Genomic DNA, 25509 nt, shown 5'->3' with positions numbered 1-25509 from the left:
GCGCAACTGGCTTTTGCCTAACTTGCTGCAGTCCTTGCAATAACCGCTTGGCTTTCATTACTGACCGCCTGGCGGCAGACCCGGCTGATTTCTCGTGCCCGATCCGTTGTGCTTGCTTGGCTTCGCCGCTCAGAACTGCCCGAACTGCGAAGGAGCGGGACTATAGCACAAGTTTTGGGTTTGTCACGAGCTGAGGGCAGACTTTATTCAAATGCCTCTCTAGCCGATTGCGATTCAGCTGGCGCCGCCAGGGCCATCCTCTATATGGATCATGAAGATGCGCCCCACCCAAGGCCGATCGCCCCGCCTTCTATATAGATAGAAGAACGGGGCCGGTCATGGAGGACACTCGGCACGGAGAAGGGAAGCGGCCCGCGTGGAGCAGGGAAACGCCGGCGGCGGGCGAAGCTCCGCCTACCAGCGCAGATAGTCGGCGTCCCGAAGTCTGGCAAGGTCGCGCTTGACGGCGGCTTCGTTCATCAACCATCTGGGCGCACCGAGGTCCTTCAGCATGTGCTCGTCGAGGTCGGCAGCCAGCCGACGCAGGCGCGCTTCGTTGCGCCGCTTGCGAAAAGCAGCGATCAGCTTCGCGAAGAAGCCGGAACGAAGCGCCGCGGGTTCAACGGAGGGCGCCGCCCCCGGCATCGGTATCGACGGCGCACGATCCCTGGAAACGGAGGCCAGGGCCGGGGAAGACGGGGTGCAAAGCTGTGCAGACATGATGGGCTCCAGGTGTTTATGCACTTTGGTAAGCGTAGTCGCCCAATGCCTCACTGAAAATCGAATTGTTTTGGGGTTATCGGTAAGCTATGATGACCAATCTCTACCCCTTCGGCCTTTGCCATGCGCCTGCCACTGAGCACCCTCCCCGCCTTCCGTGCCGTGGCCGAGCTGCAGAATCTGCGCGCGGCGGCGGAACGCCTGCACCTGACCCACAGTGCCGTCAGCCAACAGATCAAGGTTTTGGAAACCCAACTGGGCTTTCCCTTGTTCGAGCGCAGCGGCCGCGGCATCGTGCTGAATACGGCGGGCGCTGCCCTCTTGTGCAGTGTGCAAGGCGCAATGGCCCTGCTGGATGAAGGAACGCTGGCCGCGTCGGCCGCGGCCTCGGGCAGTGAACAGCGCTTGCGCGTGTCCGTGCTGCCTTCTTTCGCGCAACGCTGGCTATTGCCGCGCATGGCGCGGTGGCGCGCGCGCAATCCTGGCCTGACACTGGAAATCGAGACTTCCCAGCAAGTGGTGGATCTACTGCGCGACGGCTTTCACGCGGCGCTGCGCTTCGGGCGCGGCCCTTGGGCAGGCGTGGAATCGGAGCCTTTGTTCGATACCCCCCTGCCCTTGATTGTCCTGGCCTCGCCCGAAACCGCGGCGGCGCTCCCCGACCATACGCCCGCCACATTGGCGCGCCAACCCTTGCTGGGTGAGCGAGAGCTCTGGCAAACCTGGTTCAACGCGGCGGGATTGAACACGCCCGTCACGCCCGTGGCTTCCTTCAACGACGCCGGCATGATGATGCAGGCCGCCGAACAAGGGTTGGGCATTACGCTGGGACGCGAGCTGCTGGCCGCCGACGCCTTGTGCGCAGGCAGGCTGGTGCAAATATCGCCCATCAGTATCGAGTATGAGCAGGCGCAGACCTATCATCTGGTCTATCGGCCCAGTCTTCGCGACTGGGCGCCGCTCGTAGAGCTGAAACAGTGGCTGCGCGACGAACTGCAGATGTCGCGCGAAAACCTGACGGCACCGAAGTCCGATTCCGGCAAGAAACGCCAGGCAAAAAAAAGGTAAAGCAGCGTACGCTTCTTTACCTCTACCAAATCGCGGCGCTAGGCGGAAACCATGATCCGCGAACCGGATTCGCTACGCGAATGAACCGGCAGGCGCCGCGGCGGCGGCAGTCATTGCTCAGGGTGGACCTCAGGCGACTTTGCGCGCAGCCGGCTTGGCCGGCCGCATCGTATCGGTTTCATTGAAGCGCTGGTGCCAGGAGAATGCTTCCTCGAGCACGTGCGGGGTCTGGCCGCCGCGCTCGCAGGCGCGGTCGAAATAGTCCTGCAAGGCGTCCCGGTAGGACGGGTGCACGCAGTTCTGGATGACCGCGCGCGCGCGTTCGCGAGGCGCCAGGCCGCGCAGGTCCGCCAGGCCGCATTCCGTGACCAGCACGTCGACGTCGTGCTCGGTATGGTCCACATGGGACACCATGGGCACCACGCTGGAGATGTCGCCATTCTTGGCCATGGACTTGGAAACGAAGATCGCCAGATGCGCATTGCGCGCAAAGTCGCCCGACCCGCCGATGCCATTCATCATGTGGGTGCCGCCCACGTGCGTGGAATTCACGTTGCCGTAGATGTCGAACTCCAACGCCGTGTTGATGGCGATGATGCCCAGACGGCGGACGATCTCGGGCGCGTTGCTGATCTCCTGCGGGCGCAGCACGATGCGCTCGCGGTAGTGCTCCATGTTGGCCAGGATCTTTTCATAGACGGGCTTGGACACGGTGATGGAGGAGGCCGACGCGAAGGCCAGCTTGCCCTGGTCCAGCAGTTCGATGGCGCTGTCCTGCAGCACTTCGGAGTACATCGTCAGGTTTTCGAAGCTGGACGACTCAAAGCCATGCAGTACCGCGTTGGCGATCGTGCCAATGCCGGCCTGCAGAGGCAGCAGTTCGTTCGTCAGGCGGCCGGCGTCGACCTCGCGGCGCAGGAAGGCGTTGATGTGGCCGGCGATGGCATTGGTCTCTTCATCCGGCGGCAAGGCGTTGGATGGACTATCCGGCTCTTGCGTGATGACGATGGCTGCGATTTTGGACGGATCCACTTCGATGAACGTCTGACCGATCCGCTGATCCGCGGCGATCAGGCCCATGGGCTTGCGCGCCGGCCGGTCCGCCGGCACGTAAATGTCGTGCAGCCCTTCGATAGCGGCGGGCACGCTCATGTTCAGTTCGATGATGATCTTGTCGGCCTGCTGCGCGAAGGAGGCCGAGTTTCCTACCGACATCGTCGGCACGATGGAGCCGGTTTCGGTGATGACGGCGGCCTCGATGATGGCCACGTTGATGGGGCCGATATGGCCCGCGCGCAACTGCTCGACGGTTTCGGACAGATGCTGGTCGATGAAAGCGATCTCGCCCTGGTTGATTTTGCGGCGCAAGGTCGTGTCGACCTGGAACGGCAAGCGGCGAGCGAGGGCGTTGGCCTGCGCCAGCATTTTGTCCGTGTCGTGGCCCAGCGAAGCGCCCGTGATCAAGGTGATGGAGAACGGCTCACGCTCGGCGCGGGCCGCCAATGCCGCCGGCACGGATTTACAGTCGCCAGCGCGGGTGAAGCCGCTCATTCCGACGGTCATGCCGTCCTGAACCAGCAAGGCCGCCTGATCGGCGGAAGTAATCTTGGCGCGCAGCCCAGGGTGGCGGATACGGTCGAGATGCATGGTGTCTCCAGATTCAAGGGCCTACGTGCGGCGGGGCGCGGCGTTGCCGCTGGCGCCCAGGCGCCGTCTGACGCGGCGTTTCCCGAGGTTCCTGGGCCAGCCAGAGGCAGTCCAGGAACGAATTTTCGGCAGTATAGGAAGGCCGGCTCAAATCTCGTAATGACTTAAAATCATCCAAATAAGTCGTTTTTTTCATTGTTTGAAGAGTTTTGCGCGCAACGCGCTAAGGAATCCCGCTCCATGGACGTGCGCGCATTGCGGTACTTCGTTGAAACCGTCAGGCACGCCAGCTTCACGCAGGCCGCCAAGGTGCTGTTCGTGACACAGTCGACGGTGAGCAAAATGATCCGCCAACTGGAAGAAGAGGCTGGCACGCCGCTGCTGATCCGCGACGGCCATACCGCCCGTCCCACCGACACCGGCCGGGTCATGTACCAGCGCGGCCTGCAGGTGCTGGAAACAATGCGCCAGTTGTCCGAGGAATTGCGCCAGACCGCGGACCTGCGCCGCGGTGCGCTGGAGGTCGGCATCCCGCCCATGATCAACCTGCTGTTCACGCCGGTGGTCAAGCGCTTCCGCGACCTGCATCCCGGCATACACGTGACCTTGCGCGAAGGCACCGGGCAGGCCGTCGAAAGCCTGGTCGCAAACGGCGAACTGGAGGTCGGCGCGACCATCCTGCCGATTGCCCCGGAGGGCGGCTTGGCCGCCCAGCCTTTCGGCAGTTACCCGATCTGGGTGATAGGCCCGCCCGACGCCCCCTGGGCTGGCAAGACGTCGCTGCCGCTCGCTGCCCTGCGGGACGCACGCCTGCTGATACCCACGGACGACTTCGCCATCACCCGCCGCTTGCGGCAGGCGTTTGCCGATGCCGGCTTTCAGCCCGGCATCGCGGCGCAAAGCGCGCATTGGGATTTCCTGGTGGCGATGGCCTCCGCGGGCCTGGGCGTGGCCCTGCTGCCCGAGCCCCTGATGCAACGCATGAAAACCCGCGGCCTCAGTACGGCAAAGTTGGCCAAATCGGGCATGCAATGGGAGGTCGGCCATATCTGGCAGCAGTCCGGCTATCTATCCTATGCCGCCCGCGCCTGGCTGGAGGTATGCGACGCCGTGCTCGGCAAACCCAAAAAAGGCATTGCACGCGGCAACTTGCCAGCCTGAGTTGAATCCAAACGTTGGCCTCGTAAACATGCTTTGCCGCAAACGCCCGTGCCCGAGCTGGGCGGGGTACCGGGCAGCCTATCCGACCCTGTTTTTACGCCCCGCTCAAGCCGTCATTCCACCCGTTTGACTCGCCTTTAAAAATAGGGCCGCAGCGCTCGTTTTTGTTGCAACGGACGGGGCGCCGGCTTGCTATGCTCCCGCCTCGATGCGAGCGACTCGCCCAAGAACATGACACACACTTTCCCTTCCCTGCGCGCGCGCCCTCATCGCGCCCGCTACCCTGCTTTCGTGGCGCTGATGGCAGCGCTGCTGCTGGTGCTTTTCCTGATGCCGGCCCACGCGGCGGCACCGCCCACCCCAGCCGACACGGAAGCGGCGCTGGCAACCGCCCGCAAGCAGATCGACGACATCCGCAAGCGGGTCGCCGACGAGACCGATGATGCCACCTTGGTCAAGCAACGCGGCGATGCGCTGGATATCCAATCCAAGGCCGATGCCGCGGCCGAAGCCCTGACACCGCAACTGGCCAGTGTGACGGCCCGGCTGAGCGAACTGGGCACGCCGCCCGAAGGCGCCAAGGAAGCGCCCGACGTTGCCGCGCAGCGCATGCAGCTGGAGAAGAACAGCCGCGCGTTGGACGCGCAGATCAAGCTGGCCAGGCTACTGTCGGTGGACGCCGGACAAACGGCGGAGCAGATATCCGCCCAGCGCCGCACGCAATTCCAGGCGCGCCTGGGCGAGCGGCGCGACTCATTCCTGTCCGGCCAGTTCTGGACCGAGTTCCGCGAAGAGTTCCCGCGCGACCTGGAGCGCCTGGAGGTCCTGCGCGACGACCTCGCGACTGCGGTCGGCCAGACGCCGAAGTGGGGCTGGCTACTGCTGGGCGCGGCGATCGCGCTCACGATCGTCTTGCGCGTCGCCATCGGCCGGCTGCTGCTGCGGATTACCGCCACGCGCGTGCCGCCGGGGCGCCTGCGCCGTTCCTTTCTTGCCGTTGCGCACCTGGTGCTGGCCGTGGCCACGCCCGGGGTTATCGCCCTGTTGATCCACATGGGCCTGGATTGGGATTCGCAACTGAGCGACAACACATCGTCCCTGCTCGCGAACCTGGTGGCCACAGTCTGCTTCGGCGGCTACGTGTCGGGCCTGGGCTATGCGCTGCTGTCTACGAACCGACCGTCGTGGCGCCTGCCCCCCATCAGCGATGCCGTGGCGACGCGGCTGCGCTGGCTGCCCGGCGTGCTGGGCGTGCTGGTGGTAATGATATGGCTAGCCGAGCGGCTGCCGGTGTTGCTGAACGCCAGCCTGACCACCACCATTACGCTCACCGGCATTGTCGCCGTCCTGACCATGGCGACGATAGGGGCGGTGCTGGCCATCAGCCGCCGGCTGCGGCGCCAGGCCATGCAGGAGAACGATGCGCCCATCCCGTTCTGGGTCTCGCTGCTGCTGACTTCGGTGTGGACCGTTCTGATCCTGAGCCTGGCCAGCATGCTGGCCGGCTACGTGGCGTTCGGCAGCTTCATGGTCAAGCAGGTGCTGTGGGTGCTGATCATCCTGGCCTCCGCGTATCTGCTGTCCACGCTGATCGAAGACGGCTTCAGCACGCTGCTGGGAACCACGCACCGCGACGGCGGCGAACACGAAGCGCCCAGCATGCGCGACCAGGCGGCCGTGCTGCTGTCGGGCGTCGGCCGCGTGGCGGTCGGCCTGCTGGCCGTGACCTTGCTGCTGGCCCCCTTCGGCGAAGCGCCCATGGACCTGCTGCAGCGCTTCGACCAGTTGCGCAAGGGGCTCGCCATTGGCGAGGCGCAGATCCGTCCGGGAGCCGTCCTGCAGGCGCTACTGGTGCTGGGGCTGTCGCTGCTGGCCGTGAAGATGCTCAAGCGCTGGCTGTCCAACCGCTACCTGCCGACAACCGAACTGGATCCGGGCATGCAGCTGTCCGCAGCCACGCTGTTCGGCTATGCCGGTTTCGTGCTCGCGGTGGCGCTGTCGCTGTCGGCCGCTGGCATCGGCCTGGAGCGCGTGGCATGGATCGCGAGCGCCCTGTCCGTGGGTATCGGTTTTGGCTTGCAAGCGGTGGTGCAGAACTTCGTGTCCGGCCTGATCCTGCTGGCCGAACGCCCGGTCAAGGTGGGAGACTGGGTATCGCTGGGCGGTGTGGAGGGCGACATCCTGCGCATCAATGTGCGCGCCACGGAAATCCAGATGGGCGACCGCTCCACGGTGATCGTCCCCAACTCGGAGTTCGTCACCAAGACCGTGCGCAACGTGACCCGATCGAACCCGCTTGGACTGGTGCAGATCAAGCTGCCCTTACCGCTGTCCACCGACGCCGAGCAGGTGCGCGAATTGATTCTGCAGGCTTTTGCAGACCATGAAGACGTGCTGGACACGCCGGCGCCGAATGTTTTCCTGGATGGCATCGACGGCGGCCATCTGATCTTCAATGCCAAGGGCTACGTGTCGTCGCCCCGCGCGGCTTACGGGGTGCGCAGCGCCTTGCTGTTCACCCTGCTCAAGCGCCTGCACGACGCAGGCCTGGAAGTGTCCTCGCCGCCCACCATGCTGCTGGCCTCCGCGCCGCAGCCGGCGGCGGCGCCCCTGGCCGTTCCGCCGCCCGCCCAGTCCTGATCCACGGAATCCCGTGCTCGTCCCGGTCTCGGCCCCGGCCGGGACGGACAGGACGCCCATCTCAGCCCGGCGTGTATAGCTCGGTATAGGTGCGATTGCGCAGCGGCGGCGACGCCAGCGCAGCGCTTTGCACGCTACGCACCGGATAGGCCCGTGCTTCGGGCGCCGGCGGCAATTGCGGTGCCGGCCGGTCAGCCACGACCGGGCCTGAAGGCGGCGCCACCTGCGCCACCGCATTACTGTCGAAACGATGATCCGCCGTCGTCAGGGCAGGATTGGTGCATAACCCCTGCGCCACCAGCGCCGCCTTGGTACGGTCGTCAGTCTGGCACAGGATGTCGATGGCCGCGGTTTCCAGCCGGCGCGAACGGTCCGCATCCTTGGTCGAGGCAGCGGCCTGCATGGTCCGTTCGAAATTGCGCCGCAAGCTGCACTTCTGATCCTCGATCGGGATCGCGACGTTCATGCCGAAGCCGACCACGGCGCCGCCTCCTCCCGCCGAGACCATGCAGCTGTCGGACGAAAAGGAACCGTAAAAGCTCTGCCCGCCCAAGGGCGGCACGCTACGCACGGTGCTGGACCCGCCGTTGTCGGAGTTGAAGGTAATGCCCTGATTGTTCCCGGCGTTGGTCGAACCGGACGACGCCGAAGTCGTCGCGCTGGAACTGCTGGTCTGGGCGCTGGCGGAAACCGCCGCCAGCGACAGGGAAATGGCAAGCACTATGGTCTTCATGATGTCCCCTCGCCCGGACGGCCGAAGCCGTCCGGATAACTGGGTCAGTGATTGAAACCACCGACATGGCCCACTGGACCAATGCCGTGTATCGACCCAAACGCGCCCACATTCACCGCATGGAAGGAACCCGTCGCCGAAGCGCTGGTATCCGTCTTGGCAAACGTGGCGCCGCCGTTGGCGATGCTGTCGCCCACCATGATGGGCGCGTTGCCCGACACTTGACCGTACGAGTCGCTGTTGGCGTATTGGCGGGTACTGGTGACCACCTGCGTGCCGTCGTGGCTGAAGGTGCCGCCCACTTCCGCCACGCCGCCCGTCATGCCGAACGACACTTGTGTCGAAGAGCCATAACCGTTGATCTGTGTCGCGGCCACGGAACTGCCTGTGGAGACGGACGATGCGGTGCCATTGATTGCGCCGGCGTGGCCGGTCACGGATCCGCCGAACTGGCCTGCGGCATGGGCCGAGACGGCGGCCAGGGACAAGCCGGCGACTGCTGCGAGCTTTTTCATTTCAGCTCCTCCTGCTCCGTGCATGCACGGATTCACGATTACCGGCAACCGACCGGCGCGGACCGTTACCGCTCAGCGCCACGCCCGGTCAATGACGAAAGGCGTGGGACTTTCGTATTGGTACGGAATGATTGCGCCGTCCTAGGCAAGTCGATATCGGCTAAACGGGCGACCGAGTTCCGACAACCAATCCAGTGCTGTAAAACAATCAGCCAGATTTGCGGCAATCTTGCGCGGCGCCCATGCGTATGCACGAGGAGAAACTCCGCGCGTCCGCGCCCGCAGTGCGCGGATTCAGCTCTATGGACGGGATGGGGGAGAGACCGACTCGGGCATGTTCCCTAGCGCGCATAACCGAAGCACACCGACCGATGCGCGCCCCGGCCGGAATTTTCAGCGATACTACGGCGGCCAGCCGGGCGCTACCCGGCTTCCTCTGTTTGGAGACAGGACCATGATCCAGGAGATTGCCAGCATCCATGTCCGCGAAGGGCAGGAAGCGTTGTTCGAAGCCGGTGTCGCACAGGCGAAACCGCTGTTCTTGCGGGCCCGCGGCTGCCACGGCATGGAGCTGTATCGCAGCATCGAACAGCCGCAGCGCTACACGCTGGTCGTGGACTGGGAAACCGTCGAGAACCACATGGTGGATTTCCGCGAATCCAGCGATTTCCAGGAATGGCGCAAGCTGGTGGCGGGCTTCTTCGTCGAACCGCCCCAGGTGCATCACGAGCAAAAAGTGATCTGACGCGACCCCGGCCACGCCTTGGCATCAGGATAGTTCGGGCGGATCGTCGTACTTGCGCGCACTGCCGCGAAAACGATCCGCCGGGTATTTCTGCGCGTTTTTGACCATTTTGCCCGCGACCGCGCCGGCGATATCAATGCCGAGCTGGTCCGCCAGGGCAACCAGGTACATCTGCACATCGGCGATTTCGTCAGCGGCGTCGGCCAGCCGCTCCGGCGGCATCTTGCGCGACTCCTCTTCGCTCAGCCATTGGAACAGGGACACGAGCTCGCCCGCCTCTCCGGCAAGCGCCATCGCGAGATTCTTGGGCGAATGAAATGGCTGCCAGTCCCGCTCTTCCGTAAATCGGCGCACGGCAAGCCTGATCTGTTCCAGGTCGGACATCGAAACTCCTAGGCCGAACGCCGGGCCTCAGCCTGCGGCAAGGCGGGAACCTGCCGCCAGCGCCACGGCCACGGTCGTGCGCACGTCGGCAAGCGCGCGGTGGGTGGGATTGGAAGCGCCGACATGGCGCGCCAGGATTTCCAGCTTGTGCGAGGGCAGCTCCGGCCATGCGCGGCGCGCCAACGCCAGCGTACAGTGGGTGGAGTTGGCGAACGGCAGGCCCGTCTGGTCCGCCGCCGCGCCCAGGAAGCGCCGATCGAACGAGGCATTGTGGAAGAACACCGGCAGGTCTTCCACGAAATCCAGGAATGAAGAAAACGCCTGCGCCACCGGCACGCCGTCGCGGTCGACTTCCGCCTGCGTAATGCCGGTCAGCCGGCTGATGAAGGGTGGGACAGGACCGCGCGTGCGCACCACTTGCGTGTACTCGCGCTCCAGCGCCCCTGCGGCGCCCACGCGGACCGCCGCGAACTCCAGGATCTCGCAGGTCGCCGTGGACAGGCCCGTGGTTTCCAGGTCGGCCACGATGAAGGGACCGCGCAACGCCTGGAGCGCCGCGGCCAGGGTCGCTGCCCCCGCCTTGCCGCCCGCTGCGCGGACAGACGGGCCGCCGACAGACGGAGCGCCGTTCGTGCGCGGCCGCCGGTAATAGAACGCCACGGCCTTACTCCGCCGGCCGCAAAGGCGCGAAACGGGGAGCGCCGTCGGACAACTGGCCGAAGAACATGTCCGCAGGACGCACCCACAAGCCACGCTCGTGCGGCCACAGATGTTCGTAGACGACCATGGACTCCTCGGTTTCGGAGTGGCGGGCGGTGCCCAGATAAAGATAGAGCCCGCCCTTGTAATGGCGGTGCGAGGCAATAGCCAGCGCTTCGGATTCGGTCATGGACGGTCGCTGCAAATGGCGCGGCCCGGGCGGAATGGCTCCTGCCCGGGCCTGCGGGTTCAGATCAATACCGTCTTTATAGCGCATCGGGCCGGCTCGCCGGCTCGCTGCGTGATGTCCTCGGTCACCTCGCCAAGCTTGGCGGACTGGGCCAACGACACCTCCACCACCTCCGCCATGATCTCGGTGACGCGGCGGGACGATGCAACGATATCGTCCATGGTGGCGCCTGCCGACTGGACTTGCCGCGCGCCACTTTCGACCTGCTGCACCGAGGATGTGATCAAGTCCTTGATTTCCTTGGCCGCGGCGGCACTGTTCTGCGCCAGGCTGCGCACCTCCGCCGCCACCACGGCAAACCCCTTGCCATGCGATCCGGCGCGCGCGGCTTCGACCGCGGCGTTCAGCGCCAGGATGTTGGTCTGGAACGCGATGCCGTCCATGACCCCGATGATCTCGGAAATGCGCCGCGAGCTCTGGGTAATGCCGCCCATGGTCCGCACTACTTCCTGCACCGTGTTGCCGCCCTGCTCGGCCACCCGACAGGCGTCCAGCGCCAAGGTGTTGGCCTGGCCCGCGCGCTCGGCGTTTTCGGTCAGGCCCTGGACCGCGACGCGCAAGGTCTGCGCTGCGGTGAAGCGCCGCGTGATGTCGGTCGCGTACTTCACGACTTTGACCGGACGACCCTGCGCATCGAAGATCGGGTTGTAGCTGGCTTCGATCCAGACCTGGCGGCCGCCCTTGCCGATGCGCAGATACTGTCCCGTGTCATGTTCGCCGTTGCGCAGCCTGCGCCAGAACTCCTGATACGCCGCGCCGCGCGCCTCTTGCGGCGGGACGAACATGCTGTGGTGACGCCCCTGGATTTCGTCGGCGCGGTAGCCCACGGCATCCAGGAACAGGTCATTGGCACGGATGATGGTGCCGTCCAGCTCGAACTCGATGATGGCCTGCACTTTGGAAATCGCCGCCAGCTGGCCTTCCACGTCGGCTTGCCGCTGCTGCTGCGCTGTGATGTCGACGGCGTACTTGACCACTTTGATCAGGCGCCCATGGCGGTCGAAAATCGGGTTGTAGGAAGCTTGCAGCCAGACGTCGCTGCCATTCTTGCGAATCCGGCGGTAGCGCCCCGCGTTCCGATTGCCTTGATGCAAGCGGCGCCAGAACTCCGCGTAGGCAGCCGATCCACGCTCCGCCGGATCGACAAAGAGGCGATGGTGCTGCCCCACGATCTCGTCCAGGGCATAACCCATGGCGCCCAGGAAATTCGAATTGGCCGCCAGGACATGGCCGTCCAGGTCGAACTCGACGACCGCCTGGGCGTTATTGATCGCTGCGATCTGCCCGAGCATGTCTGCCTTGCGCATGCCGCGGTCTATGCGCAGCAGCTGGCTTAGGTTGATCCATTTCATCGCGACGTCTCCCACCCGGAACCAGGGCAGCCAGACGGCGTCCGGCCCACCCGCCTTGAGACAAATGGATATATTTACTTAACAATTCGAAAGAATTTAATCCTAAAAGTGAGCGGACTCAAGGAAAGCCTGGATCCGCCGAAGAGAAATCGGCATTCCGCAACACAGGGTTAATCCCGACTCAGGCGGCGTCCAATTCGCGATACTGGCGGAAAATGCCCTCCCCGAATGGCAGGCGCCTGCCGCTTTCAAAGTAAGGTTGCAGCTCCGCAAGCGCTGCCACGCGCGCATGCAGCGCCATGACCTTCGGATAATGCACGGCCAAGGTGGCCATGCGTTTCGGAAAGGCATACAGCAGGCCGTCGACGAGGTGGAATAGGGACAGGTCCACATAAGTCCAGCGTTTGCCGCCCGCCAGCCATGCCTGCGGTCCTTCCAGCACGCGTTCGAAATAGCCCAGGAATTTGGGCATGCGCTCTTCACGGAAGCAGCGCGCGCGCCGCGCGGCCTCGACTTTCTGGTCTTCGTAATATTCGCTGGCGGAAATCGGATGATGCGTGTCGTGCGCTTCAGCCACCACATCCGCAATGGTGAGCTGCAACTGATTCACCCAAAGCCGCCCTTCGAGCGAGTCCGGTGCAAGACCGTGCTTTTCGCCCAGAAACAGCAGGATGTTGGCCGTCTGCGCCAGCGTCATCTTTCCCGCGACCAGATACGGCGGCGCGAACGGCGGATGCTTGCGCGCCGAGCTCAAGTCCGCCACCAGCGCGCCCTCGTCCGCGCCCGGCTGACGCGCGCATTCGCGATAAGGGATGCCGCCGGCCTCCAGGGCCAGGCGCACGAATTCGCCGCGTCCGGGGATGCCGTCCCAATACCAAAGGTCATAGGTCATGCCGTCTCCTTCCGTTGATTGGCCCAGGGCCCACTCGCATCGGTACGAGCCGCGCGCAAGTCCTAGGCAGGGAACACGCGGACTCCGACGTCGCGGCCGGCAGCCTGCTGATACTGCCGCGGCGACTGCCCGAAATGCGCGCGGAAATCGCGCGAAAAATGCGCGCCGTCCGCAAATCCGCAATCCAGCGCGATCTGCGTGATGCTGCTGGGATTATTCAATAGCAGCCAGCTGCCGTACTCCAGCCGCAACTGCCGCTGGAACGCCATGGGCGACATGCCCGTGGCCACGCGGAACGCGCGCTCCAGCTGCCTGCGCCCCACGCCGACATAGCGCGCAATCGCGTCCAAGGGCGGCGGATTGTCGATGCGCTGCTCGATGAAATGCGCTGCCTGGCGCACGCGCAGGTCCTGGATACCAGAGAGGTCCGTGTGGAAGTGGGCCTGCGGCACGCGCCCCGGACGCACCCCCTGCAGCATCATGTGTCGCATGGCCTGCTGCGCCTTGTCGCGCCCACAATGGCGCGCCACCAGGTACAAGGCCAGGTCGATTGCGGCCGTGGAACCCGCGCAGGAAATCAGGTCGCCTTCGTCCACGAACAAGCGGTCCACCACCGCCCGGGCCTGCGGAAAGCGCTCGCGGAAGGTGTCGAGCACATTCCAGTGCACGCACACGGTACGCGGCCCGATGACGTCCGCCTGAGCCAGCGCAAAGGTGCCCGTGCAGATGCCCAGGAGCCGCACGCGCTGCGCGGCCGCCAACCGCAGCCAGTCCCGCAGAGGCTCAGGCAGACGGCCATTGAAGTAGTCGTTTCCGCCGCATACCGCCACGTAGTCGAACTGCGTCGGATCGTCCGGCAAGCCGTCGGCCACATCTATGGTCAGGCCTGCACTGGAACAGCGCGGCTTGCCGTCCCAGCTCATGACGCGCCACGCGGTATGGATCTGGCGGCTGCGGCCGCCGTGGTCGCCCGCCAGCCGCAACACGTCCACCAATCCAGCAAAGGCCGCCAGCGTGAACTGGTCCAGCAGCACGATGCCTATGGTCAGTGCGGGTTTCCCCTGAGGCAGGCCGCCGAGCTCGTCGTCATAGGAGAAAGACGGAACTGGGGCGGGCGTAGCGGTGTCCATGTCGCAATTATTCAAGTTTTTGTCCCAGGCCTTCAAGCTGGTTTTCCCGGGGATCGCCCAAGATTCATCTATGGCTCCGTCCTGCCGCGCTTGTCGGCGCAGCGAAAGCGGGCCGATAAATCGACAAGGGGAATCCGACATGGCAACACCTACCCGCCGCGCGCTCCGCGCCGCCTTGCTGGGAGCCGGCCTATTGGCCGCCGGCCAGGCTCTGGCCCAGCAAAAGATCACCGTCGCCTGGTACGGCGGCAACTGGGGCGATGCGTTCCGCGCCTGCGTGGCCGATCCCTATACCAAGGCTACCGGCGTGACCGTAGTGCCCGAAGTGGGCACGTCCACCACCACGCTGGCCAAGCTGCAACAGCAGAAAGGCGCGCCCACCATAGACGTGGCCTGGATGGACGGCGGCATCAGCGAACTGGCCGCCGAAGCAGGCGTACTGGACCCGCTGGATGCCGCGGGCATTCCCAACCTGAAGAACGTCATCGACCAGGGCGTGTACCGCAACGGCGATGCCGCCTATGCGGTCAGCACCGGTTATTACTCGCTGGGCATCGCGTACAACACCAAAGAGGTGACGCAAGCGCCGGCCAGCTGGAAGGATCTGTGGAAGCCCGAGTATGCCGGCGCCGTGGCCATTCCCTCGCCCGCGAATTCGTCCGGCGTGCCGTTCGTTTTCTTCCTGGCGCGGGTGTTCGCCGTCGATCCGTCCAATCTGGCGCCGCTATACGCCAAGCTGGCCTCGCTGGACACCGCGCTGTTCTTCGACAGCTCCGGCGCGGCCACCAATGCCTACCAGAGCGGCGAAGCCATCATCGGCGCGCATTTCAACGTCGGCGCCTGGGACCTGATCGATAAAGGCCTGCCCATCGGCTTTGCCGTACCCAAGGAAGGCGCCTGGGCCACCGATGCGCGCCTGCACCTGGTGAAGAACGCGCCGAACAAGGCTGCCGCACAGAAATTCATCGACACCGCACTCACGCCCGACGCGGCGGCCTGCCTGGCCACACGCCTGTATCTGGGCCCTGCCGTCAAGGATGTGCAAGTGCCGCAAGACGTCGCGCGCAAACTGCCTTGGGGCGCAGACGGCTCGGTCAAAAACCTGAGCCTGTTCGATTGGAACCTCATCAACAGCCGCCGCGCCGAGGTCACCGACGCCTGGAACCGCCAGGTTGCCCGCAAGCGCTAGGCCGGGATCGAACATGTCCGCTTTGCTCACCATCGAAGGCGTATCGATGCGCTTCGGCGCCTACCAGGCGCTGGATCGCATCAATCTGGAAATCCGGCAGGGAGAGTTCGTCGCCCTGCTCGGTCCCAGCGGTTGCGGCAAGACCACCTTGCTGCGTTCGATCGCCGGATTCCTCAGGCCTGAATCCGGCCGCATCCTGATCGAAGGCCAGGACATCAGCCGCCTGGCAGCGCACCACCGTCCGCTCAATACCGTGTTCCAGAACTACGCGCTGTTTCCACACATGAGCGTGCTGGAAAACGTGGCCTACGGCCCGCGGCGCCAGGGCGCTTCGCGGCAGGCGGCGGCCGAACGCGCCCGCGCGGCGCTGGACATGGTGGGGCTGGCGGACTTCGGCCCGCGCTATCCGCGCGAAATGTCCGGCGGCCAGCAGCAGCGCGTTGCATTGGCGCGCGCCATCGTGAATCAACCGAAGCTGCTGTTGCTGGACGAGCCGTTATCGGCGCTGGATCTCAAACTGCGCAAGCGCATGCAACTGGAGCTCAAGCACCTGCAGGCCAGGCTGGGCATCACGTTCATCTTCGTCACGCACGACCAGGAAGAAGCCATGACCATGGCCGACCGCGTGGTCGTCATGCACGCGGGAAAGATCGAGCAGGTGGGAGGCGGAACCGAAATCTACCGACATCCCGCTACCCGCTTCGTGGCGGAGTTCATCGGCGATGCCAACTTCATGCCTTACACCGCGAGCGGCGACGGCGTGCTGCAATTGGACGCGCAAGGGCTCCGCGTGCCGCTTCCGGACAAGGCGATACCCGCGCGCGGCACCGCCGTGCTGCGGCCCGAGGATCTGCGCCTGGCCGATGAATCGGCGGCCCATGCGCTCACGGGTACGGTCACTGACGTCATCAACGTGGGCAGTCACTGCATGATCCACGTGGATATCGGCGGACAGGTGCTGGTGGCTCGCCACGGCGGCATCGCACCATCCGGCCTCGGCGCGGGCGCCACGGTGCGCCTGGCATTTGCGCCGGAGCACTTGCACCTGATCGGTGAACAGCCATGAGCTCGCGTGCCTGGCGTTCGCCCTGCCTGCTGCTGGCGGCTCCCGTCCTGTTTTTTGCGGCGTTCTTCCTGGCGCCGTTGGCAGTAGTGGCGCTGGCCAGCATCACCGGCGGGCCCGACGGACTGACCCTTACCCCGCAGCAGTATCTGCGCGTGTTGGGCGACCAGTACCACTGGGACGTGATCCTGGTGACCTTCCGGCTGGCGATCTTCACCACGGTCGCCTGCGTGGTCCTGGGTTATCCGCTGGCCTGGTACCTGGTGCGCGTTGTGCGTTGGCGGGCCTGGCGGCGCTTCTGCGTCATCCTTCTGGTGGTGCCGCTATTCACCAGCAACATCGTGCGGGCATTCGGCTGGATGGTGCTGCTGGGCCGCAACGGGCTGGTCAATCAGGCTCTGGTGGGCGCGGGTGTTGCAGACCGACCCGTGCGTTTCATCGGCACCGAGCTGGGCATCCTGATCGGCATGGTCTACGTGCTGCTGCCCTTCGTGGTGCTGGCGGTGGGAAATGCGCTGGCGCGGGTCGATCCGGCCTGCGAGCAGGCATCGGCCGACCTGGGCGCCAGCCCCGCGGCCACCTTCTTCCACATCACCTGGCCGCTGACCCTGCCCGGCGTGGTGTCCGGCGCCATCATGGTCTTCACCCTGGCAGTCAGTGCCTACGTGACGCCGGCCCTGCTGTCGGGCGGCCGCGTATCGGTGCTGTCCATGCTGATCTTCCAGCAGTACAGCACAGTGTTCGACTTCCATTACGGCGGTGCGCTGAGCATGGTGTTGCTGGTGTTCACCCTGATTCTCGTGGCGCTGGCCAACCGCGCCGCCGTCCTGCCGGGAGCCGCGCGATGATCGCCCGCAATCTGATCCGACTGATCGCCCTGGGTGTGCTGGCCTATCTGGCATTGCCGCTGGTGGTCATCCTGGGCTCTTCGTTCACGGCTACGCCCTATCTGGCGTTTCCGCCCAAGGGATTCACGCTGGATTGGTATCGCACGCTGCTGATCGAAGCGGGCTATGTCGCTGCATTCACCACCAGCACGGTGCTGGCGCTGGCGGCCACGGTGGCAGCCGTGCTGTTGACCGTACCTGCGGCGCTGGCGGTGGCGCGCTACGAGTTCCCGGGCAAGGCCGCGTTGACCTCGGTGCTGATGTCGCCGCTGGTGCTGCCCCACATCGTGCTGGGCGCGGCGCTGCTGCAGTACGGCGCGTACTTCGGCCTGACGCGCAGCTTCCTGTCCTTGTTGATCGGGCACATCGTCATCATTGCCCCCTTCGTGCTGCGGTCCACGCTGACCTTGTTGACGCCTGAGCAGCGGGCGCTGGAAGAAGCGTCGGCCGACCTGGGCGCGAATCCCTGGACGACATTCTTCCTGGTGGTCCTGCCGCAGATCCGGCCAGGCATCGTCACCGGCTCGATCTTCGCGTTCATTTCTTCGTGGATCAACGTCGAGCTATCCATTTTCAACACCACGGCGGACTTGAACACCATCCCCGTAAAGCTCTTCAACTACGTGCAGTACACGATAGATCCGACCATCGCAGCCGTGTCGGGCGCCACGATCGTGGTTGCGGTGATCGCCATCGTCATCCTGGATTTGACCGTCGGGCTGGACATGCTGTCCGAACGCGGCAAATAACTTTTCTTCCCTACCTTACTGTCTGGAGCCACAGTCATGCGCAAGCAAGACGCGTTCGATGTCATCTATACCCATACCGAAGGCGAGCCCCTGTGCATCGTGCACAGCGGCATCCCCTACCCCGCCGGCTCCACCATCCTGGAAAAGCGCGCCTTTCTGGAACAGAACTACGACTGGCTGCGCAAGGCCCTGATGCGCGAGCCCCGCGGCCACAAGGACATGTTCGGCGTGTTCCTCACGCCGCCCTCCAGCCCCGAGTACGACGCCGGCCTGATCTACATCGACGGCACCGAGTATTCGCACATGTGCGGCCACGGCACCATCGCGGTCAGCATGGCCATGGTGGCGCACGGCCTGGTCGCGCGCGGCAAGGATGGCATCACCAAGATCCGCTTCGAGACCACCGCCGGGCTGGTGGTGGCCGAAGTGGCGTCCGAGGGCGACAACGTCCTGTGGACGCGATTCGAGAACGTGCCCGCCTACGTGGCCGCGCAGGACATCCCGGTGGAACTGCCGGGCTACGGCAAGCTGTCCGCGGACATCGTCTGGGGCGGCAACTACTTCGGCATCGTGGACCTGTCTGGCTGCGACCTGCGGATATCGCCCGACAACGGCACGGAACTGTCGCGCATGGGCCTGATCGTGCGCGAACAGCTCAACGCCCGCCACCGCATCCAGCATCCGACCGAAGCGCACATCAACAACCTGAACTTCATCACCTTCTGGCACCAGCCGACCATCGAGGGCGCGTTCTACAAGAACGTGCACGTATTCAGCGCCGGCCAACTGGACCGCTCGCCCGGCGGCACCGGCACCAGCGCGATGATGGCGATGTTCGAGGCGCGCGGCAAGATGGGACTGAACCAGCCGATCAAGTCGGAAGGCCTGCTGGGCAGCGGCGTTTTCGAAGGCTGCCTGCTGGGCGAGGTGGACCTGAACGGCACCCGCGCCGTGCGCCCCACGGTGAAGGGCACCGCCAGCATCCTGGGCACGGCGCGTTGGGTGATCGATAAGAACGACCCCGTGGGCGCCGGGTTCCTTATCCGCTGAGGTGTTGCCCCCCACGCCGCGCGCACTTCGTGCGCTAGCTGCCCCCCCAAGGGGGGCTCTTTCGCCTTGGGGCGGCCCGGCGGCGAAAGGCCCCCCACGCCGCGCGCACTTCGTGCGCTAGCTGCCCCCCCAAGGGGGGCTCTTTCGCCTTGGGGCGGCCCGGCGGCGAAAGGCCCCCCACGCCGCGCGCACTTCGTGCGCTAGCTGCCCCCCCAAGGGGGGCTCTTTCGCCTTGGGGCGGCCCGGCGGCGAAAGGCCCCCCACGCCGCACGTACTTCGTGCGCTAGCGGCCCCCCAAGGGGGGCCCTTTCGCCTTGGGGCGGCCCGGCGGGGAAAGGCCCCCCACGCCGCGCGCACTTCGTGCGCTAGCGGCGCCCCCAAGGGGGGCTTGCCTATTCCCGAGCGGCATCCTCCAGGATCATCTCCGCCCCTCGCTCGGCCACCATCATGACAGCGCCCTGCGTGTTGCCGGACACCATCTTCGGCATCACCGAGGCATCCACCACGCGCAGGCCGGACAGGCCGTTCACCCGCAAGCGCACGTCGGTGACGGCGGCGGCGTCGGAACCCATGCGGCAGGTGCCTATGGGGTGGTAGATGGTCTGGCCGTTGCGCCGCGCGAAGTCCAGCCATTCGTCGTAGCTGTCCACCGCCGCGCCGGGGCTGATCTCCGATTCGATGTAGCGCCGCATGGCCGGCTGGCCGACGATGCGCCGTGCCACCTGCATGCCGCCCACCAGGCTGTCGCGGTCCACCTGGGCCGACAGGAAGTTGGGCCGGATCGCCGGCCCGGACTGCGGATCCGCCGACTTGATGTGGATGGATCCGACCGACTCGGGCCGCAACTGCGCCACGCCTATCGTCATGCCTGGATGACGGTCCAGGATGCGTTCGGCCGCATTGGCGTAGCTGGCGTGCACGAAGAAGTACTGCACGTCGGGCGCCGGCAGGTCCGGCGCGCTTTTCACGAAGCCGTGCACCAGACCCGTGCCCAAGGTCAGAATGCCCTTGTGGCTGGCGTAGTAGCGCGCCACCTGTTGCGCCAGCCGCCAACCGCGCGACATCTCGTTGAGCGTTACCGTGCCCTTCACCCGCCAGTTCATGCGGGTAGCGAAGTGGTCGATGTAGTTTTCGCCCACCTGCGGCTGCGCCAGCACCGGCGCGATGCCGAACGACTGCAGCAAGGCGGGATTGCCGACGCCGGACAGTTCGAGCAGCTGCGGCGACTGCACCGCGCCCATGCACAACAGCGTCTCGCGCCGCGCGCGCACGATGTGCTCCTGTCCGTTCTTGCGATAGGCCACGCCCACGCAGCGTTTGCCTTCGAACACCAGCCGCGTCACGTGCGCGCCGCATTCCACCGTGAGGTTCTTGCGGCCGGAAGCGGGTTTCAGGTAGCCGTCCACCACGCTCCAGCGCCTGCCCCGATGCTGCAGCACCTGGTAGTAGCCCACGCCTTCCTGGCTGCCGCCGTTGTAGTCGGGATTCAAGGGCTGGCCGTCTTCTTGCGCCGCCTGCAGAAAGGCATCCGATATGGGAAAGCGTTCGGACACCTCTTCCAGATGCATCGGGCCCCTCTTGCCGCGGCTGGCATCGCCGGGTTCGTAGCATTCGATCTTGCGGAAGATGCGCTCGGCCTGCTGGTAGCCCCAGCCGGTGGCGCCGGCCGCCTCCCAGCCGTCATAGTCCTGCGGCTGGCCGCGGACGTAGATCATGCCGTTGATGAGTGTCGAACCGCCCACGCCTTTGCCGCGCGGCACGGCGATGGTCCTGCCGTGGACGTTGTCCTCTGGTTCGGTGGCGAAGCGCCAGTTGTATTCCGGGTTCACCAGCAGCTTGGAAAAGCCCGCCGGTATCGAGATCCACATGCTGCGGGCTTCATGCCCGGCCTCCAGCATCAGCACGCGGTACTTGCCGTCGGCGCTCAGGCGGTTGGCCAGGATGCAGCCCGCCGTGCCGCCCCCGGCGATGATGAAGTCGTAATCGCTCATTCGGGTCCGTATCCTGTGTCGGCCTACTTGGCTGCGTCCACGCCCAGCATCTGCGCCATCAGTTCGATCTGGCATGCCAGCATCGGCGCCCCATAGTGCACCTTGCAGCCGCGGGCCTGCGCCGCCAGCAGCAAGGCCGTGTCCTTGGGTTGCATGATGACTTCGCAGACCAGTTGTTCCGGCGTCAGGCGGCTGGCATCCAGCGGCAAGGCATCGTCGGGCTTCATGCCCAGCGAGGTGCCGTTGACCACCAGGTCGTGCCCCGAGGGATCGGCCGTGCCCACGTCGATCCGGGCACCGGGATGCAGCGACAGGATGCGCGCCTTCAGGTCCTCGGCCTTGGCCGTCGTGCGGTTGGCGATGGTCAGCCGCGACACGCCTGCCTGGACCAAGGCGAAGCCGATTGCATTGGCTGCGCCGCCCGCCCCCGCCAGATAGGCGCTCTTGCTCTGCGGCGACACGCCCGCGCTTTGCAGTCCGCGCACGAATCCCTCGCCGTCCAGCATGTGCGCCATCAGCTTGCCGTCCGCCTCCCGGCGCACCACGTTGGCCGCGCCGATCTTGCGCGCCACCGGCGTGGCGTCGTCGACCAGTTCCAGGATGGCGGTCTTGTGCGGAACGGTAATGATGACGCCGCCGAGGTTCTCCAGGCGCCGCAGGCCGGCGACCACTTGCGCCAGGTTGTCCGGCCTGGCGTGAAACGGCACGCACACGCCATCAAAGCCGATGGCGGCGAAATGCTCATTCATGCGCTGCGGCGTCTTCACGTGGTGGATGGGGTCGGCCAGGATGCCGAACAGGCGCGTGGTTCCGGTAATTTCCTTCATGGTCTTCTCCGAGGCTCAGGGCTGCAGCGATGCGCGCGCGACTTCGGCGATGCCGGCGGCGTCCAGCTTGTAGTGGGCATACAGGGTGGTGGGCGGCGCGATCAGGCTGTATTCATCGTAAATGCCATGGCGGCGCAGACGCGTGCCCGTGCCCGCGTCCGCCAGGACCTCGGCCACGGCCGAGCCCAGTCCGCCCAGCACGTTGTGCTCTTCCACTGTCATGAGCAAGCGGGATTTGCCCGCAGCAGCCAGCACGGCATCGCGGTCCAGCGGTTTGATGGTGGGCATGTCGATCACGCCGACCGACAGGCCTTCGCCCCGCAACTGCTCGGCCGCCGCCAGGGCTGCGTGCACGGTGATGCCGCAGGCAATGATGTTCAGGTCCGTCCCGCTGGAATGCACGATGGCGCGGCCGAACTCGAATGGCACGCCGTCTTCATAAACCTGCGGGTCGCGGCCGCGGCCGATGCGGAAGTAGATCGGCTCGGGCCAATCCACCGATGCCTTGATGGCCGACGCGAGCTGCGGGCCGTCGGCGGGCGAGACCACGGTCAGGCCCGCCAGCGCGCGCATCGTCGAAATATCTTCAGTGGCATGGTGCGAGGTGCCGTAAAAGCCCAGGCTGATGCCGGTATGGTGGCCGATCAGGCGCACGGGCAGCTTGGTATAGGCAACATCCATGCGGATCTGCTCGCAGCACAGCAGGCCCAGGAAGGAAGCGAAGGTTGCGACGAAGGGCATCATGCCTGTCGTCGCCAGGCCTGCCGCCGCCGACACCATGTTCTGCTCGGAAATGCCGAATTGGACATAGCGATCGGGATAGGCCTGCGCAAAGCGATTCAGGCCATTGGAGTACTGCAGGTCGGCCGAGCCAGCCACCACCGGATGCCCGGCCTGCGCCAAGTCGATCAACGCGTCGGACAGATAGGACAGCCCGGGATTCACCGCATTCAGGGCGCGGTATTGCCAGGAGTCGGGAGAGAGGACTTGTGCCTGTGCCATTCAGATCTCGCGGGAAAGAATTTCGTCGACGGCGCTTTGCGCGTCTTGCGGCGCCAGATAGCCCAGGTGCCAGCCGGGCTCCGTTTCCATGTAGGACACGCCTTTGCCCTTGACGGTCCGGGCGATGACGCAGGCGGGCTTGCCACGCGCCTGATCCGCGCGCAGGCGCCGCAGCAGGGCGGTCAGTTCCGACAGATTGTGGCCGTCCACTTCGTGCACTTCCCAACCGAAGGCCTGCCACTTGTCTTTCAGCGACTCCACGCCCATGACGTCGTCGACCTTGCCGTCCAGCTGGTAGCCGTTGCGGTCGACGATGGCGATCAGGCGCGACAGGCGGTTATGCGCGGCGAAGAGCGCCGCCTCCCAGACCTGCCCTTCCTGCATTTCGCCGTCGCCCAACAGCACGAAGACATTGAAATCGCGGCCGTTCATGCGCCCGCCCACCGCCATGCCCACGCCGTTGGACAGCGCGTGGCCAATGGAGCCCGAGCTGAAATCCACCCCCGGCACCTTGCTCATGTCGGGGTGGTCGCCCAAAGGGCTGCCCAGCCGGGTGTATCCATCGAGCAGTTCGCGGTCGATGAAGCCGTGATCGGCCAACACCGGAAAGAGGCCCACCGCCGCATGGCCTTTGCCCATCAGGAAGCGGTCCCGGTCAGGCCACTGAGGCTCGCCCGGCCGCAGGCGCATCACGTCGTAGTACAACGCGGCGAAGATTTCCGCGCACGAGAACACCGAACTGTAGTGCCCGACCTTGGCGATTTCGATCAGTCTGATTGTCTCCAACCGGATGTGGCGGGCCTTTTCCCGCAACATTCCGATTTCCCCTTCTGTGGGGGCCTCCCTGTCACTCCTCATGGCGCTTCCTTTTCGCTGTTAGGATATATGATATATAATATACCCATTGAGCTCGAATTGGCCATGGCGGGATAGAATTCACCCCGAATCCACCCGCCCCATCAATACAGCAAGCCTGAGCCTGTCATGTCCAGCCTGAAACCGGTAAAGAAAGAGAACCTGTCCGTCAGGGTCTACAACGAAATCCGCAATGCCCTGATCAACGGGCAGTACGAACCCGGCGAGCGCCTGATCATCGGCGAATTGGCCCAGGAAATGGGCGTCTCCATCACGCCCGTGCGCGAGGCAATCTTCCGGCTGATCAGCGAACAAGGCCTGGAGATGCAGGCGGCCACCGCGGTCTACGTGCCCTACGTCAATTCTGAAAAACTGCGCGAAATCCAGCAGATCCGTTTCCACCTGGAAGGCATGGGCGCGGCCGAGGCCGCCCAGCACATCACGCGCAAGCAGCTGGACAACCTGATCGCGCTGCAACGGGACTTCATCTCCTGCACCTCCAGTGACCCCAAGCGGGCCAGCTACCTGAACCGCAAGTTCCACTTCGCCATCCTGGAAGCCAGCAACAAACCCATCCTGCGCGCCACGGTGGAATCGTTCTGGGTGATCACCGGCCCCATCCTCAAGGTGTTCCACGTCAAGACGTCGGGGCTGGACTATTCGCAGAATGAACACCGCCATGAGGCCGTGCTGGAAGCCCTGGAAGCCCGCGACTCCGAGGCGGCCCGGCAAGCCATCCAGGCCGATCTGGTCTGGGGCGGCAAGATCATGATCGACTGGCTGGTCGAGCGCGAAAAGGAACTCGACTACCGTCCTCCCGCAGCCCGTAAATAGGCAAACCCGAAGGAATCTCCCATGCTGAAGATTTTTGGCGCACCCAGCCGCTACATCCAGGGCGCCGGCGCCCTGGACACCCTGGGACAGTACGCAGCCCTGTTCGGCCGCCGGGCGGCCCTGGTCATCGACAGCTATGTGCACGGCGTGCTGGGGCCAAGAATCGAAGCCCTTTGCGCGGCGCAGCAGGTATCGCTGGTGCCGCTCATCGTCGAGGGCGACCTGACGCCGGACGTGATCACGCAATTGAGGGCGCAGGCGGCGCCTGCCGGTATCGACATGGTGATCGCGGTGGGCGGTGGCAAATCGCTGGACGCCGGCAAGGCAGTGGCCAAATCCTCGCACTGCCATCTCATCACCGTGCCCACCGTCGCATCCAACGACGCGCCGACGAGCAAGAATTACGTTCTGTACGACGCCCATCACAATCTCCTGGCGGTGGAGCACATGCTGTTCAATCCCACGATCGTGCTGGTGGACACCGCGGTCATCGCGACCGCCCCCGCGCACTTCTTCCGAGCCGGCCTGGGCGACGCAGTCTCCAAGAAGTTCGAAGCCGAACAATGCGGCCGCAATGGCGGCCGGAACATGTACGACGCCGCGCCTCCGCTTACCGCGCAGTACATCGCCGACGGCTGCCTGCGCACCCTGCTGGCCGACGGCGCCGAAGCCGTGGCCGTCGCCGGCAGCGGCCAGCCCACGCCGGCGTTCGAACGCGTGGTGGAAGCAATGATCCTCATGAGCGGCCTCGGTTTCGAAAGCGGCGGCCTTTCCATCGCCCATGCGTTGACACGCGGACTGCCGAAGATCAGCGGCGTTGCCGCCGCCCCGCACGGCCTGCAGGTGGCCGTCGGCCTGCTGGTGCAACTGGACCTGGAGAACCGGGCGGACGGCATGCTGGCCGAATTGACCCGCTGGTACGCCCAGGTAGGCTTGCCCACGAGCTTGCGCGAACTGGGCGCGGCCGAAGCGCCGTCCGACGCGGAATTGAAGCTGGCGGCGGAACTGAGCCTGAAGGCCCGCCACGCCGCCAACTTCGATCGCGAGCTGGATACGGACACCCTGGCCGCCGCGTTGCGCCGCCGCGCCTGATATCGCGGAGGCCGGCCAGGCCGGCCCCCTTGGA

General features: G+C 65.2%; 25 protein-coding genes. 11 read left to right on the top strand and 14 right to left on the bottom strand.

Annotated elements, in window-relative coordinates; translation table 11 throughout:
- Positions 1-414: 414 nt before the first annotated feature.
- Positions 415-720 (bottom strand): hypothetical protein, encoded by a 306-nt coding sequence (locus tag VCS63_RS24100; RefSeq protein ID WP_278486757.1) that lies wholly within the window; start codon positions 718-720, stop codon positions 415-417.
- Between the two features lie 123 nt (positions 721-843).
- Here VCS63_RS24100 and VCS63_RS24095 point away from each other — a divergent pair, with 123 nt between their 5' ends.
- On the top strand, positions 844-1788 hold the full coding sequence (locus VCS63_RS24095; RefSeq protein WP_042794623.1) for a LysR substrate-binding domain-containing protein: 945 nt from the start codon (positions 844-846) through the stop codon (positions 1786-1788).
- 129 nt (positions 1789-1917) lie between these two features.
- Here VCS63_RS24095 and VCS63_RS24090 read toward each other — a convergent pair whose 3' ends face one another.
- Positions 1918-3435: an acetyl-CoA hydrolase/transferase family protein gene (locus VCS63_RS24090; protein WP_042794625.1), complete on the bottom strand. Its 1518-nt coding sequence runs from the start codon at positions 3433-3435 to the stop codon at positions 1918-1920.
- Between the two features lie 240 nt (positions 3436-3675).
- On the opposite strand from VCS63_RS24090, the gene VCS63_RS24085 reads away from it, so the two are divergent.
- Together VCS63_RS24085 and VCS63_RS24080 are read left to right on the top strand one after the other, a co-directional pair.
- On the top strand, positions 3676-4596 hold the full coding sequence (locus tag VCS63_RS24085; protein WP_253636809.1) for a LysR family transcriptional regulator: 921 nt from the start codon (positions 3676-3678) through the stop codon (positions 4594-4596).
- Positions 4597-4827: 231 nt separating this feature from the next.
- Positions 4828-7236, top strand: coding sequence for a DUF3772 domain-containing protein (locus VCS63_RS24080; RefSeq protein WP_042794627.1), 2409 nt, complete (start codon positions 4828-4830; stop codon positions 7234-7236).
- A 61-nt stretch (positions 7237-7297) separates the two neighbouring features.
- Here VCS63_RS24080 and VCS63_RS24075 read toward each other — a convergent pair whose 3' ends face one another.
- Both VCS63_RS24075 and VCS63_RS24070 read right to left on the bottom strand, forming a co-directional pair.
- Complete coding sequence (locus VCS63_RS24075; protein ID WP_063642937.1) at positions 7298-7969, bottom strand: hypothetical protein; 672 nt, start codon at positions 7967-7969, stop codon at positions 7298-7300.
- 44 nt (positions 7970-8013) lie between these two features.
- The gene (locus VCS63_RS24070) at positions 8014-8484 is read right to left on the bottom strand and encodes a hypothetical protein (RefSeq protein ID WP_323881168.1); all 471 of its coding nucleotides are present in this window, start codon (positions 8482-8484) and stop codon (positions 8014-8016) included.
- Positions 8485-8938: 454 nt separating this feature from the next.
- On the opposite strand from VCS63_RS24070, the gene VCS63_RS24065 reads away from it, so the two are divergent.
- A complete protein-coding gene (locus tag VCS63_RS24065) occupies positions 8939-9229 on the top strand; it encodes an antibiotic biosynthesis monooxygenase family protein (RefSeq protein WP_042794630.1) in 291 nt (96 codons plus the stop codon).
- Positions 9230-9253: 24 nt separating this feature from the next.
- Here the strand turns inward: VCS63_RS24065 and VCS63_RS24060 are convergent, their stop codons facing one another.
- From VCS63_RS24060 to VCS63_RS24035, 6 genes are all read right to left on the bottom strand, one after another.
- Positions 9254-9613, bottom strand: coding sequence for a nucleotide pyrophosphohydrolase (locus VCS63_RS24060; RefSeq protein WP_076814952.1), 360 nt, complete (start codon positions 9611-9613; stop codon positions 9254-9256).
- A gap of 27 nt (positions 9614-9640) precedes the next feature.
- Positions 9641-10273, bottom strand: a complete 633-nt coding sequence (locus VCS63_RS24055) for a PolC-type DNA polymerase III (RefSeq protein WP_082900625.1) — start codon at positions 10271-10273, stop codon at positions 9641-9643.
- Between the two features lie 4 nt (positions 10274-10277).
- Positions 10278-10502: a DUF1653 domain-containing protein gene (locus tag VCS63_RS24050; RefSeq protein WP_323881164.1), complete on the bottom strand. Its 225-nt coding sequence runs from the start codon at positions 10500-10502 to the stop codon at positions 10278-10280.
- A 59-nt stretch (positions 10503-10561) separates the two neighbouring features.
- A complete protein-coding gene (locus VCS63_RS24045) occupies positions 10562-11914 on the bottom strand; it encodes a methyl-accepting chemotaxis protein (protein ID WP_063642941.1) in 1353 nt (450 codons plus the stop codon).
- A gap of 181 nt (positions 11915-12095) precedes the next feature.
- Complete coding sequence (locus tag VCS63_RS24040) at positions 12096-12806, bottom strand: glutathione S-transferase (RefSeq protein ID WP_042794632.1); 711 nt, start codon at positions 12804-12806, stop codon at positions 12096-12098.
- A 62-nt stretch (positions 12807-12868) separates the two neighbouring features.
- Positions 12869-13936 (bottom strand): GlxA family transcriptional regulator, encoded by a 1068-nt coding sequence (locus VCS63_RS24035; protein WP_323881162.1) that lies wholly within the window; start codon positions 13934-13936, stop codon positions 12869-12871.
- A gap of 139 nt (positions 13937-14075) precedes the next feature.
- Between VCS63_RS24035 and VCS63_RS24030 the strand changes: the two genes are divergently transcribed.
- From VCS63_RS24030 to VCS63_RS24010, 5 genes are read left to right on the top strand one after another with little or no spacing between them, the layout of a single operon-like run.
- The gene (locus tag VCS63_RS24030; protein WP_042794633.1) at positions 14076-15125 is read left to right on the top strand and encodes an ABC transporter substrate-binding protein; all 1050 of its coding nucleotides are present in this window, start codon (positions 14076-14078) and stop codon (positions 15123-15125) included.
- A gap of 13 nt (positions 15126-15138) precedes the next feature.
- The gene (locus VCS63_RS24025) at positions 15139-16191 is read left to right on the top strand and encodes an ABC transporter ATP-binding protein (RefSeq protein WP_164793224.1); all 1053 of its coding nucleotides are present in this window, start codon (positions 15139-15141) and stop codon (positions 16189-16191) included.
- Positions 16188-17036, top strand: a complete 849-nt coding sequence (locus tag VCS63_RS24020; protein ID WP_323881161.1) for an ABC transporter permease — start codon at positions 16188-16190, stop codon at positions 17034-17036. Before VCS63_RS24025 ends, VCS63_RS24020 begins: the two co-directional genes overlap by 4 nt.
- Positions 17033-17824: an ABC transporter permease gene (locus tag VCS63_RS24015; protein ID WP_164793222.1), complete on the top strand. Its 792-nt coding sequence runs from the start codon at positions 17033-17035 to the stop codon at positions 17822-17824. Before VCS63_RS24020 ends, VCS63_RS24015 begins: the two co-directional genes overlap by 4 nt.
- A gap of 36 nt (positions 17825-17860) precedes the next feature.
- Entirely contained in the window at positions 17861-18874 is a 1014-nt protein-coding gene (locus tag VCS63_RS24010; RefSeq protein WP_042794636.1) for a proline racemase family protein, read from the top strand.
- A gap of 392 nt (positions 18875-19266) precedes the next feature.
- Here the strand turns inward: VCS63_RS24010 and VCS63_RS24005 are convergent, their stop codons facing one another.
- Genes VCS63_RS24005 through VCS63_RS23990 form a run of 4 tightly spaced genes read right to left on the bottom strand, consistent with a single transcriptional unit; the run spans position 19267 to position 23510 of the window.
- On the bottom strand, positions 19267-20865 hold the full coding sequence (locus tag VCS63_RS24005) for a GMC family oxidoreductase (protein WP_063961126.1): 1599 nt from the start codon (positions 20863-20865) through the stop codon (positions 19267-19269).
- A 23-nt stretch (positions 20866-20888) separates the two neighbouring features.
- Positions 20889-21692 (bottom strand): shikimate dehydrogenase, encoded by an 804-nt coding sequence (locus VCS63_RS24000; RefSeq protein ID WP_323881160.1) that lies wholly within the window; start codon positions 21690-21692, stop codon positions 20889-20891.
- Positions 21693-21707: 15 nt separating this feature from the next.
- Positions 21708-22694 (bottom strand): transketolase family protein, encoded by a 987-nt coding sequence (locus VCS63_RS23995; RefSeq protein WP_063642959.1) that lies wholly within the window; start codon positions 22692-22694, stop codon positions 21708-21710.
- Positions 22695-23510, bottom strand: a complete 816-nt coding sequence (locus VCS63_RS23990; RefSeq protein WP_204361144.1) for a transketolase — start codon at positions 23508-23510, stop codon at positions 22695-22697.
- A 168-nt stretch (positions 23511-23678) separates the two neighbouring features.
- On the opposite strand from VCS63_RS23990, the gene VCS63_RS23985 reads away from it, so the two are divergent.
- Both VCS63_RS23985 and VCS63_RS23980 read left to right on the top strand, forming a co-directional pair.
- Positions 23679-24383 carry a GntR family transcriptional regulator gene (locus tag VCS63_RS23985; RefSeq protein ID WP_042794640.1) on the top strand — a complete coding sequence of 235 codons (705 nt, stop codon included), beginning with the start codon at positions 23679-23681 and terminating at the stop codon, positions 24381-24383.
- 21 nt (positions 24384-24404) lie between these two features.
- Positions 24405-25475, top strand: coding sequence for a glycerol dehydrogenase (locus VCS63_RS23980; RefSeq protein WP_112966064.1), 1071 nt, complete (start codon positions 24405-24407; stop codon positions 25473-25475).
- Positions 25476-25509 lie beyond the last annotated feature (34 nt).

Source organism: Achromobacter sp. D10, from assembly GCF_035282245.1.
Classification (GTDB): Bacteria; Pseudomonadota; Gammaproteobacteria; order Burkholderiales; family Burkholderiaceae_B; genus Achromobacter; species Achromobacter insolitus.
Note: the sequence above shows the minus strand (reverse complement) of the source record. Positions and strands in the feature narration are given on the sequence as shown.

Bases quoted from the DNA above. Each gene is read 5' to 3' on its own strand.
- VCS63_RS24100 (WP_278486757.1), bottom strand. From the start codon at position 720: ATGTCTGCACAGCTTTGCACCCCGTCTTCCCCGGCCCTGGCCTCCGTT.
- VCS63_RS24030 (WP_042794633.1), top strand. From the start codon at position 14,076: ATGGCAACACCTACCCGCCGCGCGCTCCGCGCCGCCTTGCTGGGAGCC.
- VCS63_RS24050 (WP_323881164.1), bottom strand. From the start codon at position 10,502: ATGACCGAATCCGAAGCGCTGGCTATTGCCTCGCACCGCCATTACAAG.
- VCS63_RS24040 (WP_042794632.1), bottom strand. From the start codon at position 12,806: ATGACCTATGACCTTTGGTATTGGGACGGCATCCCCGGACGCGGCGAA.
- VCS63_RS24095 (WP_042794623.1), top strand. From the start codon at position 844: ATGCGCCTGCCACTGAGCACCCTCCCCGCCTTCCGTGCCGTGGCCGAG.
- VCS63_RS24020 (WP_323881161.1), top strand. From the start codon at position 16,188: ATGAGCTCGCGTGCCTGGCGTTCGCCCTGCCTGCTGCTGGCGGCTCCC.
- VCS63_RS24060 (WP_076814952.1), bottom strand. From the start codon at position 9,613: ATGTCCGACCTGGAACAGATCAGGCTTGCCGTGCGCCGATTTACGGAA.
- VCS63_RS24000 (WP_323881160.1), bottom strand. From the start codon at position 21,692: ATGAAGGAAATTACCGGAACCACGCGCCTGTTCGGCATCCTGGCCGAC.
- VCS63_RS24085 (WP_253636809.1), top strand. From the start codon at position 3,676: ATGGACGTGCGCGCATTGCGGTACTTCGTTGAAACCGTCAGGCACGCC.
- VCS63_RS24065 (WP_042794630.1), top strand. From the start codon at position 8,939: ATGATCCAGGAGATTGCCAGCATCCATGTCCGCGAAGGGCAGGAAGCG.
- VCS63_RS24080 (WP_042794627.1), top strand. From the start codon at position 4,828: ATGACACACACTTTCCCTTCCCTGCGCGCGCGCCCTCATCGCGCCCGC.
- VCS63_RS24075 (WP_063642937.1), bottom strand. From the start codon at position 7,969: ATGAAGACCATAGTGCTTGCCATTTCCCTGTCGCTGGCGGCGGTTTCC.
- VCS63_RS24090 (WP_042794625.1), bottom strand. From the start codon at position 3,435: ATGCATCTCGACCGTATCCGCCACCCTGGGCTGCGCGCCAAGATTACT.
- VCS63_RS23980 (WP_112966064.1), top strand. From the start codon at position 24,405: ATGCTGAAGATTTTTGGCGCACCCAGCCGCTACATCCAGGGCGCCGGC.
- VCS63_RS24005 (WP_063961126.1), bottom strand. From the start codon at position 20,865: ATGAGCGATTACGACTTCATCATCGCCGGGGGCGGCACGGCGGGCTGC.
- VCS63_RS24070 (WP_323881168.1), bottom strand. From the start codon at position 8,484: ATGAAAAAGCTCGCAGCAGTCGCCGGCTTGTCCCTGGCCGCCGTCTCG.
- VCS63_RS24025 (WP_164793224.1), top strand. From the start codon at position 15,139: ATGTCCGCTTTGCTCACCATCGAAGGCGTATCGATGCGCTTCGGCGCC.
- VCS63_RS23995 (WP_063642959.1), bottom strand. From the start codon at position 22,694: ATGGCACAGGCACAAGTCCTCTCTCCCGACTCCTGGCAATACCGCGCC.
- VCS63_RS24045 (WP_063642941.1), bottom strand. From the start codon at position 11,914: ATGAAATGGATCAACCTAAGCCAGCTGCTGCGCATAGACCGCGGCATG.
- VCS63_RS24035 (WP_323881162.1), bottom strand. From the start codon at position 13,936: ATGGACACCGCTACGCCCGCCCCAGTTCCGTCTTTCTCCTATGACGAC.
- VCS63_RS24010 (WP_042794636.1), top strand. From the start codon at position 17,861: ATGCGCAAGCAAGACGCGTTCGATGTCATCTATACCCATACCGAAGGC.
- VCS63_RS24015 (WP_164793222.1), top strand. From the start codon at position 17,033: ATGATCGCCCGCAATCTGATCCGACTGATCGCCCTGGGTGTGCTGGCC.
- VCS63_RS23990 (WP_204361144.1), bottom strand. From the start codon at position 23,510: ATGTTGCGGGAAAAGGCCCGCCACATCCGGTTGGAGACAATCAGACTG.
- VCS63_RS23985 (WP_042794640.1), top strand. From the start codon at position 23,679: ATGTCCAGCCTGAAACCGGTAAAGAAAGAGAACCTGTCCGTCAGGGTC.